Origin of the sequence: Aeromonas lusitana, assembly GCF_002812985.1 — a bacterium.
GTDB lineage: Bacteria > Pseudomonadota > Gammaproteobacteria > Enterobacterales > Aeromonadaceae > Aeromonas > Aeromonas lusitana.
Genome location: NZ_PGCP01000031.1, coordinates 40,974 through 59,092, shown reverse-complemented (window position 1 = coordinate 59,092; position 18,119 = coordinate 40,974). Strand labels below are relative to the sequence as shown.

The window sequence follows — 18,119 nt, the reverse complement described above, 5'->3', positions numbered from 1 at the left end:
AGAACGATTGCTATCCTCCCTGTCTCATAGCCGCTCGTCCCGCGACTCGAACAGGGTGGAGCCCGCCTCTTGTTGCTCACCGGTCAGCAGGAAGTGGGACACCTCCTCCCGGGTCTGGTTGAACACCTGTTGCAACTGGGTTAGGTCCGCCTCGCTCGGCTCTTCTTTCAGCCGCAGACGCCACTCCAGCTCCCCGGCCAGCAGTTGCAGGCGGGAGGCAGAGATGTTCGCCGACACTCCCTTCAGGGTATGCAGCAGCCGGCACGCCACCTCGGGTTGCTGGCGGCGTAGGGCGGAGCGGATGTCCCACAGATCGTCCTTGTGCTCGGAGAGGAACAGCTTGAACAGGATCTGCAGCGCCTCCCTGTCCTGCTCCAGCCGGCGCAAGGCATCCTCCAAGTCCAGCACCCCCATCAGATCCGGCGGCTTGACCTCCAATGGAACCCGGCGCTGACCATTGGCATTTTTCACCCACTGCAGCAGGTTGTTGTAGAGATCCAGCTTGCTGACCGGCTTGGTGACATAGCCGTTCATGCCCACCCCGAGGCAGCGCTCCTTGTCCCCCGGCATGGCGCTGGCGGTGAGCGCTATGATGGGCACGTCGTGCTTGTCCACCATCTTGCGGATCTGGCGGGTCGCATCCAGGCCGTCCAGCACCGGCATCTGCAGGTCCATCAGGATCACATCAAACGGCTGCTCCGCCACCTGCTCCACCGCCTCGCGGCCGTTGCCCACGACTGTCACCACGGCCTCGACCCGGCGCAGATACTCCACGATGAGCTGCTGGTTGACCCGGTTGTCTTCTGCCAGCAGCACCCGGGTGCCGCGCAGCAGATCGCTGAAGTGCTGCTGATCCCCCTGGGCTTCGGCCTGGCGCAGGTTGCGATCGTGGGAGCTGCCGTTGAGCAGCTCATCCACCTTGGCCAGCAGCGCATTCTCGGTCATGGGCTTGGCCAGGAAATGGGACAGCCCCATGCTCTCCATGCGCCCGTGCAAGCCTTCTCTGGCCCAGGCGCTGGTCATCAGGACAGGCAAACGGCGCCACTGGCTGTGCTGATACATCTCGAGGGCCAGATCCAGCCCATCCTCCTGACCCATGCGCCAGTCGAGGATCGCGAGGCGAATGTTCTGCCCCTCTTCTCGCAGCACCTGGCGGGCGCGGGAGACGCTGTTCACCGTCATCACGGTGGCGCCGGCCCGGCCCAGTATGTCCTTGGCGAGATCCAGCACCAGCTCGTTGTCGTCCATCATCAGGATCAGGGGCTGATGCTCGAAGAAGACCCGGCGCCCGGAGACCCCATAGACCGCCTGGGACATGGGGATCTCGAACAGGAAGGTCGAACCCACTCCGGGCTTGCTCTGCACCGTTATTTCGCCGCCCATCAGGCCCACCAGCCGCTGGGAGATGTTGAGCCCAAGCCCTGAGCCACCGTATTTGCGGGTGTTGCCCGCCTCCAGCTGGGTAAAGGGCTGGAACAGCTGGGCCTGCTTCTCCGGCGCTATGCCGATGCCGGTGTCGCGCACGCTGAAGCGCACCCGCATGGGGTACTGGTTGGTCAGGGTGATGGCCACCTCCACCTCCCCCCGCTCGGTGAACTTGATCGCGTTGTTGACCAGGTTCACCAGCACCTGGCCGAGGCGCAGGGGATCCCCGCGCAGAAAGTCCGGCACCGCCGGCGACTTGTTGATGATGACCTCGATCTGCTTGCGCTCCGCCAGATCGGCAAACATGGCCGCCAGGGAGTCGAGCTGCTCGCTCAAGTCAAAGTCGATCTCTTCGAGGGTCAGCTTGCCGGACTCCACCTTGGTGAGATCCAGGATGTCGTTGATGAGCAGCAGCAGGGTGTCCGAGGAGGATTTGATCTTGTTGAGGTAATCGCGCTGCTGCTGATCCAGATCGGTCTGCAGCGCCAAGGCGCTGAAACCTATGATGGCGTTCATGGGGGTGCGGATCTCGTGGCTCATGTTGGCCAGAAAGTCGCTCTTGGCCTGGGCCAGCAACACGGTATGGCGAGAGAGCTCGCTCAGCTTCTGGTTGCGGCGCCACAGGGTCGCCGCCACCAGGGAGAAGCAGAGCAGAGCGCCACCCAGCACCATCAGGTAGAAGTGGCTCTTGAGGGAGGAGGCCTGATCCAGCTTGCTCTGTTTCCACACCGGCAAGGAGCCCAGCCCCTTCATCTCGATGATCTGGTTGCGCAAGCGGTGGTAGTTGATCACCTGGCGGTTGAGATCCTGGCTCAGCTGATTGATGGCCATGATCTTGGGCTGCTCGGGAGCCGTCTCGCCGAGGCGCTGTTGCAACGCCAGCAGCTGGCGTTGTTCATCCAGATCCCAGCTACGCCTGAGGTAGTGGTTCAGCCGGGCCAGATCGGTGAGATCCCGGTGCAGCGCGCTCTCCACGGGCACGCTGGCCATCAGCGACTTGAGCTGACTCTGAAAGCGTGGCTCCAGGTACTCTATGGTCATCTCCATGGTATAGAGCTTGGCCAAATCCAGCAGATAGCCGTCTATGTCTCGCTGCAGCGCCTGAGACTTGGGATCATCGGCCGAGCTCGGGTCTTCGCGAACCAGGGTCACGAAGTTGTCGAGGCTGTTGGAGAGCAGGCTGAGCCGCTGCTGCACGCTGCCATCGCTCGCCTTCTCCCGCCCAAGCAGATAGACGGTGTCGGTATTGATCCGGTTCAACACCAGTTCGGCGGCCACACTCAGCTCGGAGGCCCTCTGCTGCTGACTGAGCAACTGCCAGCAATAGGTTGAAAACGCCAGCAGCGATATGATGATAAGGCTCAGGACAACACGATTGACGCGTGCAACACTCTTCATCCCGTCTCGATTCTCTTGTCATGGCCGGCCATTCGGGGACCTTCGTCAGGACCCGATCGCCAGCTGTGAAAAATTATTGACTGCTATGTTACCGTTAGTCTGCTCTGTCGATGCAATAAAGATGTTGCCGAGCCATGAATTAAGGAACCCATAATGTCACTTATCACCACCTATTGTAGCCACTGCTTTACCCGCAACCGCCTGCCCGACGAAAAATTGGATTCAAACGCGAAGTGTGGCCGCTGCCACGCCGCCCTGACCGGGATGAGCCCGGTGGCAGGACGATCGGCCCAGTTCGATACCCTGATCAACTCCGACGTGCCGGTCGTGGTGGATTTCTGGGCCAGCTGGTGCGGCCCCTGCCTGCAATTTGCCCCGGTCTTTCAGGAGATGGCACGAGAGCTCGAGCCCCGCATCCGCTTCGTCAAACTCGACACCGAACAGGAAGCCGCCATCGCCAGTCGTTACGCTATTCGCAGCATTCCCACCCTGATGGTGTTCCGCCAGGGCAAGGTAGTGGCCCAGCGCAGCGGCTCATTGCCCAAGAGCCCGTTCAAGGAGTGGCTGCTGTCGGTCAGCGCCGAGGTCAAATGAAAACAGCTTGTTTGATTTTTGTTTAATATCAGATCCATTTGCAATTTACTCTGTGAGTCGCCACATGCTTTGACCACTTCCCCCTGTTTCAAACAGGGGGATAAATGTAACCTCGGCAACACAACAACAACCATAAATTAACCGAGAAAAACAACATGCACACATCTGCTGTTCCCTCTGCCCCACCACGTTGGCTGGACATCAAGGCCGGGATCGTCATCCTGGACGTCTTGCTGCTCTGTGCCATGCTCGCCTGGCTCCCGTTTGATCCCATGGTCAACAAGGGGCTCGGCATCCTCATCTTCATCGCCATCCTCTGGCTGACCGAGGCGGTAAACATCACCATCACGGCCATCTCGATCCCGGTGCTCGCCACCCTGCTCGGGGTGTTCGACATGAGTAAGTCCCTCACCGACTTCGCCAACCCGGTGCTGTTCCTTTTCTTCGGCGGTTTCGCCCTGGCGGCGGCCCTCTCCAAGCAGGGGCTCGACACCCAGATCGCCGCCAAGGTGATGCAACTCGCCAAGGGGCACCTCGGCTGGGCGGCCATAGTGCTGTTCACCATCACGGCGGCGCTCTCCATGTGGATCAGCAACACAGCCACCGCCGCCATGATGATGCCGCTGGCCCTCGGCATGCTCAAAGGGCTCGACGTCCACAAGGAGCGCCGCACCCTGGTCTTCGTCCTGCTGGGGGTCGCCTACAGCGCCAGCATCGGCGGCATCGGCACCCTGGTGGGCAGCCCCCCCAATGCCATCGCCGCCGCCCAGATGGGCATCGGCTTCACCGACTGGCTGAAATTCGGCATCCCTGTGGTGCTCATCTTCATGCCCGTGGGCATAGGTCTGCTCTATCTGGTCACCCGCCCGGATCTGTCTCATCAGGTCAGCACCGAGAAGGTCACCATAGAGTGGACCGGTCAGCGCAAGACCACCTTGCTCATCTTCCTCGCCACCGTCTTGCTGTGGATAGGCTCCCAGCCCATCGCCGCGGCGCTCGGCGGCATTCCCCAGTTCGATACCCTGATCGCCATGGGCGCCATCCTGGCCATCGCCGTCAGCCGGGTCGCCAGCTGGGATGACATCAACCAGAACACCGACTGGGGTGTGCTGCTGCTGTTCGGGGGTGGCCTGACCTTGAGCTCCATCTTGAAGCAAACCGGCGCCAACGCCTTCCTGGCGGAGCACCTCTCCAGCGGCCTCTCCACCATGCCGATCTTCGTGATCCTGCTCTGCCTTGCGGCCTTCGTGGTGTTCCTGACCGAGCTGGTCTCCAACACCGCTACCGCCGCCCTGCTGGTGCCGCTGTTTGCCGGCGTGGCCGAGGCGCTGGGTGTCTCCCCCATCGTCGTGTCCGTGCTCATCGCCGTCGGCGCCTCCTGCGCCTTCATGCTGCCGGTGGCCACGCCGCCGAACGCCATCGTCTTCGCCAGCGGTCATATCCAGCAGCGGGAGATGATGCGGGCGGGTCTGGCGCTGAACCTGGTGTTCACCGTCATCCTGACCCTGCTGGCCTACTTCATGGGCGATATCCTGCACTGATCCGCATCCCGGATTGCCAGGGCCCCTCACGGGGCCCTTTTTCTTTCATCACCTCTGACTGCCATTCCATAAAAATACTACCCACTCCTACCATCAACACTGATTCCAGTAGTCAGTTACACGATAAAAAACCGAACCAGGCAGAATAAAAAACCCCCGCAGTGCGGGGGTTGCTTGTTGTCTCGGGACGCTTAGCCGATGTCGCAGGCCTTCAGGTTCCAGATCCGTTCCACATAGTCCTGGATGGAGCGGTCGGAGTTGAACTTGCCCATGGTGGCCGAGTTGATGATGGCCTTCTTGGCCCAGAGCGCCGGATCCCGATACCAGGTATCGATGAGCTTGTGGGCGTCCGAGTAGGAGGCGAAGTCCGCCAGGGTCAGGTAAGGATCTCCTCCTTCCAGCAGGGAGCGCTTGATGGACGATAGCTCGCCCGGGCGACCCGGCGTGAAGTAGTCGGTATCGAACCAGTCCAGCACGGCTTTCAGTTCGGAGTTGGCATAGTAGAAGTCGTAGGGGTTGTAACCACGAGCCTTCAGCGCCTTCACTTCGTCCACGTTCAGACCGAAGATGGCGCAGTTCTCGGCGCCCGCCTCTTCCGCGATCTCGATGTTGGCTCCATCCAGAGTGCCGATGGTAATGGCGCCGTTCAGAGCCATCTTCATGTTGCCGGTCCCCGAGGCTTCGTAGCCGGCGGTGGAGATCTGCTCGGACACGTCGGCGGCCGGGATCAGCTTCTCCGCCAGGCTCACCCGGTAGTTCGGCATGAACACCACTTTCAGCTTGCCCTGAATGCGGGCATCGTTGTTGACCCGCTCCGCCAGCTTGTTGATGGCGTAGATGATGTCTTTGGCCAGCTTGTAACCGGGCGCCGCCTTGGAGCCGAAGATGAACACCCGCGGGTGCATGTCGTAGTCGGGGTTGGCCAGCAGGCGACGGTAGAGCGCCATGATGTGGATGAGGTTCAGCTGTTGGCGCTTGTACTCGTGCAGGCGCTTGATCTGGATGTCGAAGATGGCTTCTGCGCTCACATCGATGCCGGTCTCGGCCTTGATCACCTTGACCAGCTTCTCCTTGTTGTGACGCTTGATGCGCATGAACTGCTGCTGGAACGACTTGTCGTCGGCAAACTGGGTGACGGCGCGCAGCTTGTCCAGTTGCAGCGGCCACTCCTTGCCCACCACCTCGTTGTAGAGCTCGGCGAGCTCTGGGTTACAGGCCAGCAGCCAGCGACGCGGGGTCACGCCGTTGGTGACGTTGCACATCTTCTCTGGCCAGAGCGCGGCGAACTCGGGGAAGAGATCCTCTTTCACCAGCTTGGAGTGGATTTCGGCCACGCCGTTGACCTTGGAGGAGCCGATCACGCACAGGTTGCCCATGCGCACCTTGCGCACGGCACCCTCTTCAATGATGGAGAGCTTGGCCTTGATGGCATCGTCACCCGGCCACTTGGGCTCCACCAGCTTGTTCAGGAACTGGGCATTGATCTCATAGATGATCTCGAGGTGACGGGGCAGCACCTTCTCGAACAGGCTGACGGACCACTTCTCCAGCGCCTCTGGCAGCAGGGTGTGGTTGGTGTAGGAGAAGACCCGGTAGCAGATGGCCCAGGCGGCCTCCCAGGTCAGATCCTCTTCATCCACCAGCACCCGCATCAACTCGGGGATGGCCACAGTCGGGTGGGTATCGTTGAGCTGGATGGCGATCTGGGCGGCGAAGTTGCTGAAGTCGCTGCCATGGGCGCGCTTGTAGCGGCGCATGATGTCCTTGATGGAGCAGGCGCAGAAGAAGTACTGCTGGATCAGGCGCAGCTCCTTGCCGGCGTCGGTCTCATCGTTCGGGTAGAGCACCTTGGAGATGGTCTCGGCCTGGGCTTTCTCGGCCTGGGAGTCGACATAACCGCCGGCGTTGAACACGTCCCAGTCGAAGAACTCGGAGGCGCGGGATTCCCACAGTCGCAAGATGTTGACGGTGTGACCGCCAAAGCCCACCACAGGGATATCCCAGGGCACCCCTTTGATCTTGCGACCGGCGTGCCATACCTTCTTCAGGCCACCGTTGTCACCGAACACGGTCTCGACATAGCCATAGAGCGGGATCTCCTGCACGGATTCGGGGCGGCAGATCTCCCAGGGGTTGCCGTATTCACGCCAGGTGTCCGGGCGCTCAATCTGGCGGCCATCCTGAATTTCCTGACGGAACAGGCCGTGCTCGTAATGGATGCCGTAGCCCACCGCCGGGTAGTTCAGGGTGGCGAGGGAGTCGATGAAGCAGGCCGCCAGACGACCCAGGCCGCCGTTGCCAAGGGCCATGTCAGGCTCTTGTTCACAGAGATCGGTCAGCTCCAGGCCGAGCTCGCCGAGGGCTTCTTCACAAATCTTGTACAGAGAGAGGTTGTGCAGGTTGTTCGAGGTCAAACGCCCCATCAGGAATTCAGCAGAGAGATAGTGAATCGCACGAGTATCTTTCTTGAAATGAGTCTGCTGAGTACGGGTCAGGCGCTCGTACACCTGTTCGTTGACGGCGGCGGCGGTCGCTTTCCACCACGCTTCTGGCGAGGCTTTCTGTTCGCTTGTCCCCAAGGTAGAACGCAGGTGACGCACGATACTCGCTTTGAGCTGATCTTTATCCAGTTGGAGATCCTGGTCTGTCTTCTTCTTGGTAGCCATAAACCATTTTCCTTCGTTACAAATAAAAATTGTTATCCCATTCGGGACCGGCACTGTTGTTATCTCAGAATATGTTCCGGCGTTGGCATACTAGCTAAAGCCGATGGGCTAAACGTTAACATGAGTCACACTTTAACGCATAAAAATGACAGTTCAAGTATGAAAACCCTTTCCTTGACCCCACCTTAATAAAATTAAAATAACCATAAAAATCAATTGGTTGAATTTTAATTTAAAAGATAACTTCATGAATAGGTTTTCAATGGTTGAAAGGCTCTGAAAATACGTGAAAATAACGCCACAGCCGAGGCCATTTGAAAGCGATTTCAATGCCGACTGGCACAAGCTGACAATAAAAATAAGGTGCTCCAGTTGGAGCACCTTGATAACCGAATTAACCATGAGCCTTGAACTGGTTGCTCATGGGATCATAGTGGTAGCCGATCTGCTGCAGACGCGTGGCCAACTGATCTTCCGTCATGTCGTAGTAGGCCAACAGCTCTTCCAGACCATCGCACTCCAGCCGCAGCTTTTCGTTGATGATCCCGAGCAGAATATTGGCATCCAGCCGTTGCAAGGTGCTGACATCCATCCTGGTCCCTCCTCTCGCTATACATACTGTATAACCATGAGCCCCTGCCTTCCCTTTGTCCATAGCGCAAAAAACACCCAACCCATATTGAGTGTAAATTTCCTTCTGATTCAATCAAATAGCGCACAGCCCTGTTAATCCGATCACACTTTCATCCACAAATGACTTGTCACTGGCTGGAGATGGAACTACTGTATACGCATACAGCATGGTTATTCATACAGGACAAACATATGAGCCAGCCCCTGAGTCACCGCCCCCACGCTTCCTCTGTCGGCCTGATCGCCCCCTGGCCGACCCGCCACCAGAGCAAGGTAGAGCATGATCATCGACTGGCGCCCAGCCTGCATGAAGTCCCGCTGCTGGACGAGCTGGGACGCTTAAGCCAGAACGACAGCGGCTGGATCCTGCTGATCGCGCCGCCCAAGTTGCCAGCGGCGGAGCAACTGCGTGCTCAGGGGATCAACCCGGCCCGGATCCTGGTGGTGCATGGCGCCAAGATCAAGAACTGGCAACGCATGCTGGAGCAGAGCTTAGGGAATGGCCACTGCGCCGCCGTGCTGACCTGGCTGCCGGAGCAGATAGCGCTCGATCGCGCCAAGCTCAATACCTTGGGCCAACGCACCGGTGTACTGACCCGCTTCTTCGAACCCAAGGGTGCGCCTCTGCCTGCGAATGGGGTCCTCAGCTACGGCGGGCAGGATGTCTATCTCAATCATTGAGAGGCCATGGTGTGCAAGCCGATAAGAAAGAGCGGACTTCGCTGGCAATGATGGGCCAGTGCCCATATTCCCCTATCCTGCTCTCTCATTCCCCTCTCCGACAGCAGAATCTTCCACCTCTGCTGCTCGCAAGCATAGAAGATGCTGATCACGCAGACATGGAAAAGGCGACCCTGGGGTCGCCTTTTTACTGTGTGAGAGGAGCGGCCATGGTCAGGCCATCCCTCTGGTGAAAGCCGGCTAGGTCAGGAGAGCTTGACGTCCAGCTCGGCTATCTTGGCCGACCAGTAAGCCGGGCCGGTTTCGTGGATGTTGTTGCCCTGAGAGTCGACGGCAACGGTCACCGGCATGTCTTCCACCTCGAATTCGTAGATGGCTTCCATTCCGAGATCCGCAAAGGCCACGACCCGCGCCTTCTTGATGGCCTTGGCCACCAGGTAGGCGGCACCGCCCACGGCCATCAGGTAGACGGCCTGGTACTGCTTGATGCTCTGCACCGTCTTGGGGCCGCGCTCCGACTTGCCTATCATGCCGATGAGACCGGTCTCACCCAGCATCATGTCGGTGAACTTGTCCATCCGGGTGGAGGTGGTGGGACCGGCCGGGCCGACCACTTCGTCACGGACCGCATCCACCGGGCCCACGTAATAGATGAAGCGGTTGGTGAAATCGACCCCTTCCGGCAGGCCTTCGCCATTCTTGAGCATGTCGGCGATGCGCTTGTGGGCCGCGTCGCGACCGGTCAGGATCTTGCCGGAGAGCAGCACGGTATCGCCGCTCTTCCAGCTGGCGAGCTCGGCCTTGGTGATGCCGTCCACATTGACCCGGCGCACGTTGCCACCGGACTCGCGGGTGATCTCGGGCCAGTCTTCCAGCTTGGGCGGGGTCAGCTCAGCCGGGCCAGAGCCATCGAGTTCGAAGTGCACGTGACGGGTGGCGGCGCAGTTGGGGATCATCACCACCGGCTTGGAGGCTGCGTGGGTCGGGGCGGATTTCACCTTCACATCCAACACGGTAGTGAGGCCGCCCAGGCCCTGGGCACCAATCCCCAGCTTGTTGACCTTGTCATAGAGCTCGACCCGCAGCTTCTCTTCTGTGGTCTCGGGACCTCTGGCGATCAGCTCCTGAATGTCGATGTGCTCCATCAGGGCTTCCTTGGCGAGCACGGCCGCCTTCTCGGCGGTACCGCCGATGCCAATGCCCAGCATGCCGGGCGGGCACCAACCTGCACCCATGGTCGGCACGGTTTTCAGTACCCACTCGACCACGTCGTCCGAGGGGTTGAGCATCACCATCTTGGACTTGTTCTCGGAGCCGCCGCCCTTGGCGGCTATGCTCACCTCCACCTTGTCGCCTTGCACCATGTCGATGTGCACCACGGCCGGAGCATTGTCCTTGGTATTCTTGCGACTGCCTGCCGGATCGGCGAGCACGGAGGCGCGCAGCGGGTTGTCCGGATTGGTGTAGGCGCGGCGAGTACCCTCATCCACCATCTCCTGCACCGTCATGTCGCTGTCCCACTGCACCTTCATGCCGATCTTGACGAAGCAGGTGACGATACCAGTGTCTTGGCACAGAGGACGATGACCTTCGGCGGACATGCGGGAGTTGATCAGGATCTGGGCCAGGGCATCCTTGGCGGCCGGGTTGATCTCACGGTCATAGGCGGCCTTGGCGGCATGGACGAAATCGAGGGGATGGTAGAAAGAGATGTACTGTAGGGCGTCGGCAATAGAATCGATAAAGTCCTGTTTTTTAATGATGCTCATATCATCCTCACTGGTCCTTGTCTCAAGTAATGCGAGCAAGGGCTTCCATATGAGCCGAGCCTTCGGCAGGCGGCAGATGCGCACAGGGCCGGCAGACAACGGCGTGTTTTTATAACGGTGTTTTTCTGTAAATGCCGGCCGCCATGATACGCTTGAGCACCCTTACCGGCTAGGGAGCTGGGTGCAAACTGTTGCCTGTGTAACAAAAAATGAAACCAAGACTGCATATCCACCATTTCGACCCGCAAACATCGCTTCACACGCTGTTTACCCCCTTGCACCATGAGCCCTGGGCCATCTTGCTGGAATCGGCAGGCCCGGCGGGCGCCGACAACCGCTTCGACATCATCAGCGCCGATCCCCTCGCCACCCTGGAGACCCGGGGTGCCAGCACAATCATGCACAGTGGCGATCAATATGAGAAGCACGATGGCGATCCCCTCGCCCTGCTCGCCAGCACGCAGCAAGCCCTGCTGGGGGAGCTGCAACCTCAGAGCGACGCCATCGGCGCCGGTCTGCCGTTTATTGGCGGCGCCCTGGGGCTGTTTGGTTACGACCTGGGGCGCCACTTCGAGCAACTGCCGGAGCAAGCCCAGGCGGATATCCAGGTGCCGGACATGGCGGTCGGGATCTACGACTGGGCCCTGCTGCGCGAGGTCGCGACCGGCCGCTGGCAGCTGGTGCATTGGGGAGATGAGGCGGGACTTGCCAGCCGGCTGATGTGGTTGCAGGCAAGGCGCGCCATCCCCATTGCCACACCGGAGCGGGCACCGGCATCCGCCCCTTTGCAAGGTGCATTCTCGTTACAGGGTCCCTGGCAGAGCAACATGAGCCGGGCCGAATACGGTGACAAGTTCGCGCGGATCCAGGCCTATCTGGCGGCGGGAGATTGTTATCAAATCAACCTCACCCAACGCTTCAGCGCCCCTTACCAGGGGGATGAGTGGGCGGCCTATCGCGCCCTCAGTGCAGCCAACAAGGCGCCTTTCTCCGCCTTTATTCGCCTGCCACAGAGCGCGATCCTGAGCCTCTCGCCCGAGCGTTTTCTGCTGCTCGATGGCCGTCATATCGAGACCAAGCCCATCAAGGGCACCCGCCCCCGCCATCCAGATCCTGCCATCGACTGGCAGGTGGCCGAGGAGCTGGCCGGCGCCGACAAGGACAGATCCGAGAACCTGATGATCGTGGATCTCTTGCGCAACGATATAGGCCGGGTGAGCCGCCCGGGCTCGGTCTGTGTGCCACATCTGTTTGCGGTGGAGTCCTTCCCCGCCGTGCACCATCTGGTGTCCACCATACACGGCGAGCTGGATGCGCGCTGGCAGGGGGTGGATCTGCTGCGGGCCTGCTTCCCCGGCGGCTCCATCACGGGGGCCCCCAAGATCCGGGCCATGGAGATCATCGAGGAGCTGGAGCCCCAGCGGCGCAATGCCTATTGCGGCAGTATCGGCTACCTGAGCCAGCATGGCCGGATGGACACCAGCATCTGCATTCGCACCCTGATAGCAGAGCAGGGCTGGCTGCACTGCTGGGCGGGGGGCGGCATCATAGCCGACTCGAATGTGGACGACGAATACCAGGAAACCTATGACAAGGTGGCCCGCATCCTGCCGCTGCTGGATACACTGGGCTCATGATGCCGATGCTCACAGACATGAAGGAGTCACGCCTCGAGATGGATACCGAGATTGGCCACGCCGAACTGCTGACCCGCTTCTTGCTGCAGCGCCCTGCCCCGGCACATCGGCTGATGCTGGCTGGGCTCAAGCCGGCGGCCGTGCTGCTGCCCCTGGTGGAGCGCCCACAGGGGCTGCAACTGCTGCTGACCCGCCGTAGCGCCCAGCTGCGCCATCACCCTGGGCAAATCAGCTTCCCTGGCGGGCGTCAGGATCCCGAGGACGAGAGCCTGATCCAGACGGCGCTGCGAGAGACCCGGGAGGAGCTCGGGATCCCCGCCAGCCAGATCCATGTCATCGGCAGCCTCACCCCCCTCAACACCATCTCTCTCTATGATGTGCTGCCTGTGCTCGCCATGGTGGATGCGAATTACCAGCTCACCCTGAGCCCGGATGAGGTGGAGCAGGCCTTCGAGGTGCCCCTCAGCCATGTGCTCAACCCCGTCAATCACATCGCCCTGACCATCCCAAGAGCCGGTCGGAGCCACACCATCTACTGGATCCCCTGGCAACAATCTTTCATCTGGGGGGCTACCGCCAGCATGATCCGCCAACTGTCTCAGCACTTATCAAAATAACATTCTGATAACCCGAGGAGCTGAAAAATTATCCATTTAACACTCAACTAACATTGCATATGATAAAGAAATTTTGATTTTTTATTCTTTTGATCACATTTTCATAAGAAAGTACGGGTTTGCCCCTCACAAAGGTGAATCTGATCAACATTTTTGATTAAAAAAAAAGTATTCTTTCGCCGACTAATTAAAACCACACATTCGGGGTGAGATACATGTCTAATACTGTCACCGGCGCACCAGACGCCGCGACCACACTGGAGCAAGCGAACCGCTCCACCCAAGCTCGTAGTTGGAACAAGCAGGACACCACCTGGGTGATCAGCCTGTTCGGTACCGCCGTTGGCGCCGGTATCCTGTTCCTGCCCATCAACGCCGGCATGGGTGGCTTCTGGCCACTGGTGGTGATGGCGCTGCTGGTCGGCCCCATGACTTACCTGGCCCACCGCGGCCTGGCGCGCTTCGTGCTCTCCTCCAAGAACCCCAATGCGGACATCACCCAGGTGGTGGAAGAACACTTTGGTGTCGGCGCCGGTAAATTAATCACCCTGCTCTACTTCTTCGCCATCTACCCCATAGTGCTGATCTACGGCGTGGGCATCACCAACACGGTGGAGAGCTTCATGGTCAACCAGCTGCAGATGAGTGCACCGCCGCGCTGGATCCTCTCCATCGTGCTGATCATGGGCATGATGTCGGTCATGCTGGCCGGTGAGAAGCTGATGCTCAAAGTCACCGAGTTCCTGGTCTACCCGCTCATCGCCATCCTGGCGGGCATCTCCCTGTACCTGATTCCGGACTGGACCGGCGCCGCCCTCTCCCAGGTGCCGTCCGCCAAGGACTTTGCCACCACCCTGTGGCTGACCATCCCGGTACTGGTGTTCTCCTTCAACCACAGCCCGGCCATCTCCAGCTTCGCCCTGGCCCAGCGCCGTGACTACGGCGACAACGCCGTCGCCAAGTCCGACGCCATCTTGAAGCGCACCGCCATGATCCTGCTGGGCTTCGTGATGTTCTTCGTCTTCTCCTGCGTGATGAGCCTGACCCCGGCCCAGCTGGCAGAAGCCAAGTCCCAGAACATCGCCGTGCTCTCCTACCTGGCCAACCAGCATGCGAGTCCTGTCATCTCCTACTTCGGTCCGCTGGTTGCCTTCGTCGCCATCGTCTCCTCCTTCTTCGGCCACTATTTGGGTGCCCGTGAAGGTCTGAAGGGGATGATCGTCCAGAACATGAGCAAGTCCGGCAAGACCCCGAACACCAAGAAGGTCGAGATGTTTATCATCGCCTTCTTCATCCTGACCCTGTGGGCCGTGGCCGTGATTAACCCCTCCATCCTCGGCATGATCGAGTCCCTAGGCGGTCCCATCATCGCGACCATCCTGTTCCTGATGCCCATGTACGCCATCAAGCGCGTCCCCGCCATGGCGAAATACCAGGGCCAGATCAGCAACGTCTTCGTGGCGACCATGGGGCTGATTGCCATCTCCGCCATCCTGTACCAGCTGTTCTAAGCTCGTCAGCCTCTGACTCCTCCATGCCCGCCACCCTGGCGGGCATTTTTTATGGCCAAGCTTTACCTCTCCCCCCATCGCTATCTACTCTGGCACCAGCCGAGCCCAACTATTCCATGTCATCGGTATCACTCAGGCGACTTCTGCCCCCTCGACTTGCCCGGTGATAACATCATCTACCACAGGCGGCGAGCCACTCAGAGAAACCTCTGTCTGCAATAGAGGCTAGATGATTCTTCGACACAACCTGTGTTGTCAGGTGGATTCAGTCTCGGAACAAATTTCAGAGCATCACGATTATTATCAAAAACAATGGAGCTCATATTTCTGACTTTCATTCCCCGTGATATTTGGAGTCACCATTTCCATACCAAATATACAAACCAGCATGACGACACGGCATTACCAAATAAAATAAAACAACCTCTACACTTTTTATTAAAGCAAACATCAGTCATCTCAACGAGCGCGAGCAGTTGAACCCGATACAATGTCGAGATCAATCTTTTATTAAGTCCCACACCACTTGCAATATAAAATCCTAGTTTGATCCAAGTCATGTGTGGATTTAATATTGAAGCAATATTCATTGCGTTAAATCAAAAGCTATTTTTTCTTTCCTGATAAATATATACCCCCTTCACAAAAATGAATATTCAGAACATGGTTTAATTGACGACAAACCGCTAGACCTTATAACGTCACTCCTGCTTGAACCGAGTATAAAAATAATGATTCAATTCCGATGGGAGTGTTTTATGAACAAACATATTATCTCTGCGCTGTTACTGACCAGCTCCACCCTGGCATATGCCCAAGCCGATGGGATGATCAATGGCCTGGACTTTGGCCCCCTGGCGCCACTGGCAGGCACCTGGAAAAGCATTGAATCCGGCGGTGTCGATGTGGCGCCGGGACAAGAGGGCAGCAAGGCCGGCAAGGGAGGTCCCGCCGTCGAGCCTTTCTATGAAGTTATTACCTTTGAACCCGCCGCCGATGCCAAGAATGCCAGCGAGCAATATCTGGTGGCCATGTATTACAAGCAGGAAGTATTCAGGAAGAGCGACAATGGCAAGTTCCATGATCAGCGGGGTTACCTCATCTACGACAAGCAGAATCAGGTGGTCTACAACTCCTACTGCATCCCCCGTGCGGTCTGCGTCGTGACCGAGGGCAAGGCGGGTAACAAGATTGACTTCAAGACCGGCAAGCGAGGCATCTCGGAGAGCAGCTACATGACGGCCAACGACACCACGACCGACTTTGCCATGTCGCTGGACTTCTCCGAGAAAGGCCTGCTCAAGTACAGCCAGACCACCAGCCTGAATGTCTATGGTAAACCCTTCGCCCATACCGACAGCGGGGCACTGAGCAAGGTCAATTAATGACATGAAAAAAGCCAAGGCATCCCTTGCCTTGGCTTTTATTTAATGCTGTTTCGGCAATGCCTTTATAGCATCATCTCTTTCATATCCAATTCTGGCCCCACCTCATCGAGGTTCAGCATATTTGAATACCAGAGCGTCAATATCACGTCCATCTGGTTATTATGCTTCAGGGGTTTTGTCAGTTGGCAGTCTGACATCACCTCGGCCCACAAGTCATCGGCACAGATGGGCTTGACCCTGTCCTTCTTTGACAACAGGCCGAGTGCACTGACCACATATTTCTTGGTCTTGGCCGCCGCCGAATATCTGATGGGCATAACACAACTGATGGCACCCAGGCTGCACAGGGTCAAGAAGGTCACCTTGGGGTTGTTCTTGAATTTCTGAACCCTGGTGCAATCGCCAAAGGCTTCATATATTGCCATGTCCCATGCCGCGGCATGGGCATGATTATACTGCACCATGATGTGCACTGCCCTTAGCGCGGCGCCGCCATACTTCCCATAGATAATCATAGCCACCTCCCGTTTTTATTATGATACGGCATGGCGATGCAGCCTCGGCCTGTAAATTATCTATCGACGCCATCGTATTTTTCTATTCCTGACAACCCGCTCCAGCAATAGAAATATAATTTGATCTGGGATAATGATCCGTCATTTATATTCGAATTATCTGGTTAATTGGCATCAATGCTATTGAATAATATAAACCGATAAGGCTGGCGGTCAGCGGCATTCGGTTCGAAAGCCATATTGGCAAGCGGCTGTGAGCCTCTTTGACTACCCAATAAAAAACGCCCTCACAGGAGGGCGTTTTCGCTGGGATAAGACCTTGCTATCAGGCTTCGCGAGAGAGCTCGGCCGTGCCCTGCAGGGCCTCGTCCTCGGCCATGCAAGCGGCCGCGGTGAAGAGTACGTCGGTGGAGCTGTTGAGGGCCGTTTCGGCGGAGTCTTGCAGCACCCCGATGATGAAGCCGACCGCGACCACCTGCATGGCGATATCGTTACTGATGCCAAACAGGCTGCACGCCAGCGGGATCAGCAGCAGTGAGCCACCGGCCACACCGGAGGCGCCACAGGCACTGACGGTGGCCACCACGGAGAGCAGCACGGCAGTCGCCAGATCCACTTCCATCCCCAGGGTATGCACCGCCGCCATGGAGAGCACGGTAATGGTGATGGCGGCGCCGGCCATGTTGATGGTGGCGCCGAGCGGGATGGAGACAGCATAGGTGTCTTCCGGCAGACGCAGTTTCTCGCACAAAGCCATGTTGACCGGGATGTTGGCGGCGGAGCTGCGGGTGAAGAAGGCGGTCACACCGCTCTCACGCAGGCAGGTCAGCACCAGCGGATAGGGGTTGCGCTTGATCTTCCAGAACACGATGAGCGGATTGACCACGAAGGCAATGAACAGCATGCAACCGATCAGCACCATCAGCAATTGGGCATACCCGAGCAGGGCGCCGAAGCCGGTTTCGGCCAGGGTGGAGGCGACCAGACCCAGGATACCGAGCGGGGCGCAGCGGATCACCGCCTTGACGATGGTGGAGACCCCGTGGGAGAGATCGGTGATCAGGGTCTTGGTGCCTTCGCTGGCGTGGCGCATGGCGATGCCAAGACCGATGGCCCAGGCCAGGATGCCGATGTAGTTGGCATCGATCAGTGCCTTCACCGGGTTGGTGACCACGTTGAACAGCAGGGTTTGCAGCACTTCCGTGATGCCGCCCGGCGGGGTGATCTCGGCGCTGCTCGCCACCAGATGCAGGTTGGAGGGGAACAGGAAGCTCGCCACTACGGCCACCACCGCCGCCAGGAAGGTCCCCAGCAGGTAGAGCAGCAGGATCGGCTTCATATTGGTCTTTTGACCCTGTTTGTGACCTATGATGGCCGCCATTACCAGCACAAACACCAGCAGCGGGGCCACCGCCTTCAGGGCGCCGACGAACAGGCTGCCGAGCAGGCCTGCCGCCTTGGCCCATTCCGGCATCAGCATGGCGAGTAAAATACCGAGTACCAGACCGACCAGGATCTGGCTAACCAGACTGGTGCTGTTGACCAGTCGTATGAGGGGGTGTTGTTGTGTCATCAAATAGTCCCTGTGCACCCTGGGTGCGTGAATCATTAGTCCTGTGGGCAGCTAGCCACACGTCGTGACACCGGCACATCGACGGTGAACACGGTTGGCAAATCTTCTTCTGGATCTGTCCAAAACCCATGGCGCTGCGGACAAGGAATATCCCATCTGCCACCGTTTTTT

At 58.6% G+C, this 18,119-nt stretch carries 13 protein-coding genes; 7 read left to right on the top strand and 6 right to left on the bottom strand.

The window, feature by feature from the left end; all coding sequences use genetic code 11:
* Positions 1-24 precede the first annotated feature (24 nt).
* A complete protein-coding gene (locus CUC44_RS16440; RefSeq protein ID WP_100860953.1) occupies positions 25-2,823 on the bottom strand; it encodes a hybrid sensor histidine kinase/response regulator in 2,799 nt (932 codons plus the stop codon).
* A gap of 153 nt (positions 2,824-2,976) precedes the next feature.
* Between CUC44_RS16440 and trxC the strand changes: the two genes are divergently transcribed.
* A complete protein-coding gene (gene trxC / locus CUC44_RS16435; RefSeq protein ID WP_100860952.1) occupies positions 2,977-3,417 on the top strand; it encodes a thioredoxin TrxC in 441 nt (146 codons plus the stop codon).
* Positions 3,418-3,572: 155 nt separating this feature from the next.
* Positions 3,573-4,958: an SLC13 family permease gene (locus CUC44_RS16430; RefSeq protein WP_100860951.1), complete on the top strand. Its 1,386-nt coding sequence runs from the start codon at positions 3,573-3,575 to the stop codon at positions 4,956-4,958.
* 191 nt (positions 4,959-5,149) lie between these two features.
* Here the strand turns inward: CUC44_RS16430 and CUC44_RS16425 are convergent, their stop codons facing one another.
* On the bottom strand, positions 5,150-7,624 hold the full coding sequence (locus tag CUC44_RS16425) for a glycogen/starch/alpha-glucan phosphorylase (RefSeq protein ID WP_100860950.1): 2,475 nt from the start codon (positions 7,622-7,624) through the stop codon (positions 5,150-5,152).
* Positions 7,625-8,018: 394 nt separating this feature from the next.
* The gene (locus CUC44_RS16415) at positions 8,019-8,216 is read right to left on the bottom strand and encodes a DUF4250 domain-containing protein (protein ID WP_005323525.1); all 198 of its coding nucleotides are present in this window, start codon (positions 8,214-8,216) and stop codon (positions 8,019-8,021) included.
* Between the two features lie 233 nt (positions 8,217-8,449).
* Here CUC44_RS16415 and CUC44_RS16410 point away from each other — a divergent pair, with 233 nt between their 5' ends.
* Positions 8,450-8,938 (top strand): cell division inhibitor, encoded by a 489-nt coding sequence (locus tag CUC44_RS16410; RefSeq protein ID WP_100860947.1) that lies wholly within the window; start codon positions 8,450-8,452, stop codon positions 8,936-8,938.
* Positions 8,939-9,183: 245 nt separating this feature from the next.
* On the opposite strand, the gene CUC44_RS16405 is transcribed toward CUC44_RS16410, so the two are convergent.
* Positions 9,184-10,707: a fumarate hydratase gene (locus tag CUC44_RS16405; protein ID WP_100860946.1), complete on the bottom strand. Its 1,524-nt coding sequence runs from the start codon at positions 10,705-10,707 to the stop codon at positions 9,184-9,186.
* A gap of 296 nt (positions 10,708-11,003) precedes the next feature.
* On the opposite strand from CUC44_RS16405, the gene pabB reads away from it, so the two are divergent.
* The 4 genes from pabB to CUC44_RS16385 all read left to right on the top strand — a co-directional run bounded on the left by pabB (position 11,004) and on the right by CUC44_RS16385 (position 15,857).
* Positions 11,004-12,344: an aminodeoxychorismate synthase component I gene (pabB, locus tag CUC44_RS16400; protein WP_425266327.1), complete on the top strand. Its 1,341-nt coding sequence runs from the start codon at positions 11,004-11,006 to the stop codon at positions 12,342-12,344.
* A gap of 50 nt (positions 12,345-12,394) precedes the next feature.
* Positions 12,395-12,961 carry a CoA pyrophosphatase gene (locus tag CUC44_RS16395; protein ID WP_100860989.1) on the top strand — a complete coding sequence of 189 codons (567 nt, stop codon included), beginning with the start codon at positions 12,395-12,397 and terminating at the stop codon, positions 12,959-12,961.
* A gap of 215 nt (positions 12,962-13,176) precedes the next feature.
* Complete coding sequence (locus CUC44_RS16390) at positions 13,177-14,472, top strand: serine/threonine transporter (RefSeq protein ID WP_100860944.1); 1,296 nt, start codon at positions 13,177-13,179, stop codon at positions 14,470-14,472.
* Between the two features lie 758 nt (positions 14,473-15,230).
* Positions 15,231-15,857, top strand: coding sequence for a heme-binding beta-barrel domain-containing protein (locus tag CUC44_RS16385; RefSeq protein ID WP_100860943.1), 627 nt, complete (start codon positions 15,231-15,233; stop codon positions 15,855-15,857).
* A gap of 65 nt (positions 15,858-15,922) precedes the next feature.
* Here CUC44_RS16385 and CUC44_RS16380 read toward each other — a convergent pair whose 3' ends face one another.
* Positions 15,923-16,375, bottom strand: a complete 453-nt coding sequence (locus CUC44_RS16380; RefSeq protein ID WP_100860942.1) for a DUF6979 family protein — start codon at positions 16,373-16,375, stop codon at positions 15,923-15,925.
* A 325-nt stretch (positions 16,376-16,700) separates the two neighbouring features.
* A complete protein-coding gene (gene sstT / locus CUC44_RS16375) occupies positions 16,701-17,948 on the bottom strand; it encodes a serine/threonine transporter SstT (RefSeq protein WP_100860941.1) in 1,248 nt (415 codons plus the stop codon).
* Positions 17,949-18,119 lie beyond the last annotated feature (171 nt).

Excerpts from the sequence above, each read along its gene's own strand:
- CUC44_RS16410 (WP_100860947.1), top strand. The coding sequence starts at position 8,450 with ATGAGCCAGCCCCTGAGTCACCGCCCCCACGCTTCCTCTGTCGGCCTG.
- trxC (WP_100860952.1), top strand. The coding sequence starts at position 2,977 with ATGTCACTTATCACCACCTATTGTAGCCACTGCTTTACCCGCAACCGC.
- sstT (WP_100860941.1), bottom strand. The coding sequence starts at position 17,948 with ATGACACAACAACACCCCCTCATACGACTGGTCAACAGCACCAGTCTG.
- CUC44_RS16390 (WP_100860944.1), top strand. The coding sequence starts at position 13,177 with ATGTCTAATACTGTCACCGGCGCACCAGACGCCGCGACCACACTGGAG.
- CUC44_RS16425 (WP_100860950.1), bottom strand. The coding sequence starts at position 7,624 with ATGGCTACCAAGAAGAAGACAGACCAGGATCTCCAACTGGATAAAGAT.
- CUC44_RS16415 (WP_005323525.1), bottom strand. The coding sequence starts at position 8,216 with ATGGATGTCAGCACCTTGCAACGGCTGGATGCCAATATTCTGCTCGGG.
- CUC44_RS16430 (WP_100860951.1), top strand. The coding sequence starts at position 3,573 with ATGCACACATCTGCTGTTCCCTCTGCCCCACCACGTTGGCTGGACATC.
- CUC44_RS16440 (WP_100860953.1), bottom strand. The coding sequence starts at position 2,823 with ATGAAGAGTGTTGCACGCGTCAATCGTGTTGTCCTGAGCCTTATCATC.
- CUC44_RS16405 (WP_100860946.1), bottom strand. The coding sequence starts at position 10,707 with ATGAGCATCATTAAAAAACAGGACTTTATCGATTCTATTGCCGACGCC.
- CUC44_RS16385 (WP_100860943.1), top strand. The coding sequence starts at position 15,231 with ATGAACAAACATATTATCTCTGCGCTGTTACTGACCAGCTCCACCCTG.
- CUC44_RS16380 (WP_100860942.1), bottom strand. The coding sequence starts at position 16,375 with ATGATTATCTATGGGAAGTATGGCGGCGCCGCGCTAAGGGCAGTGCAC.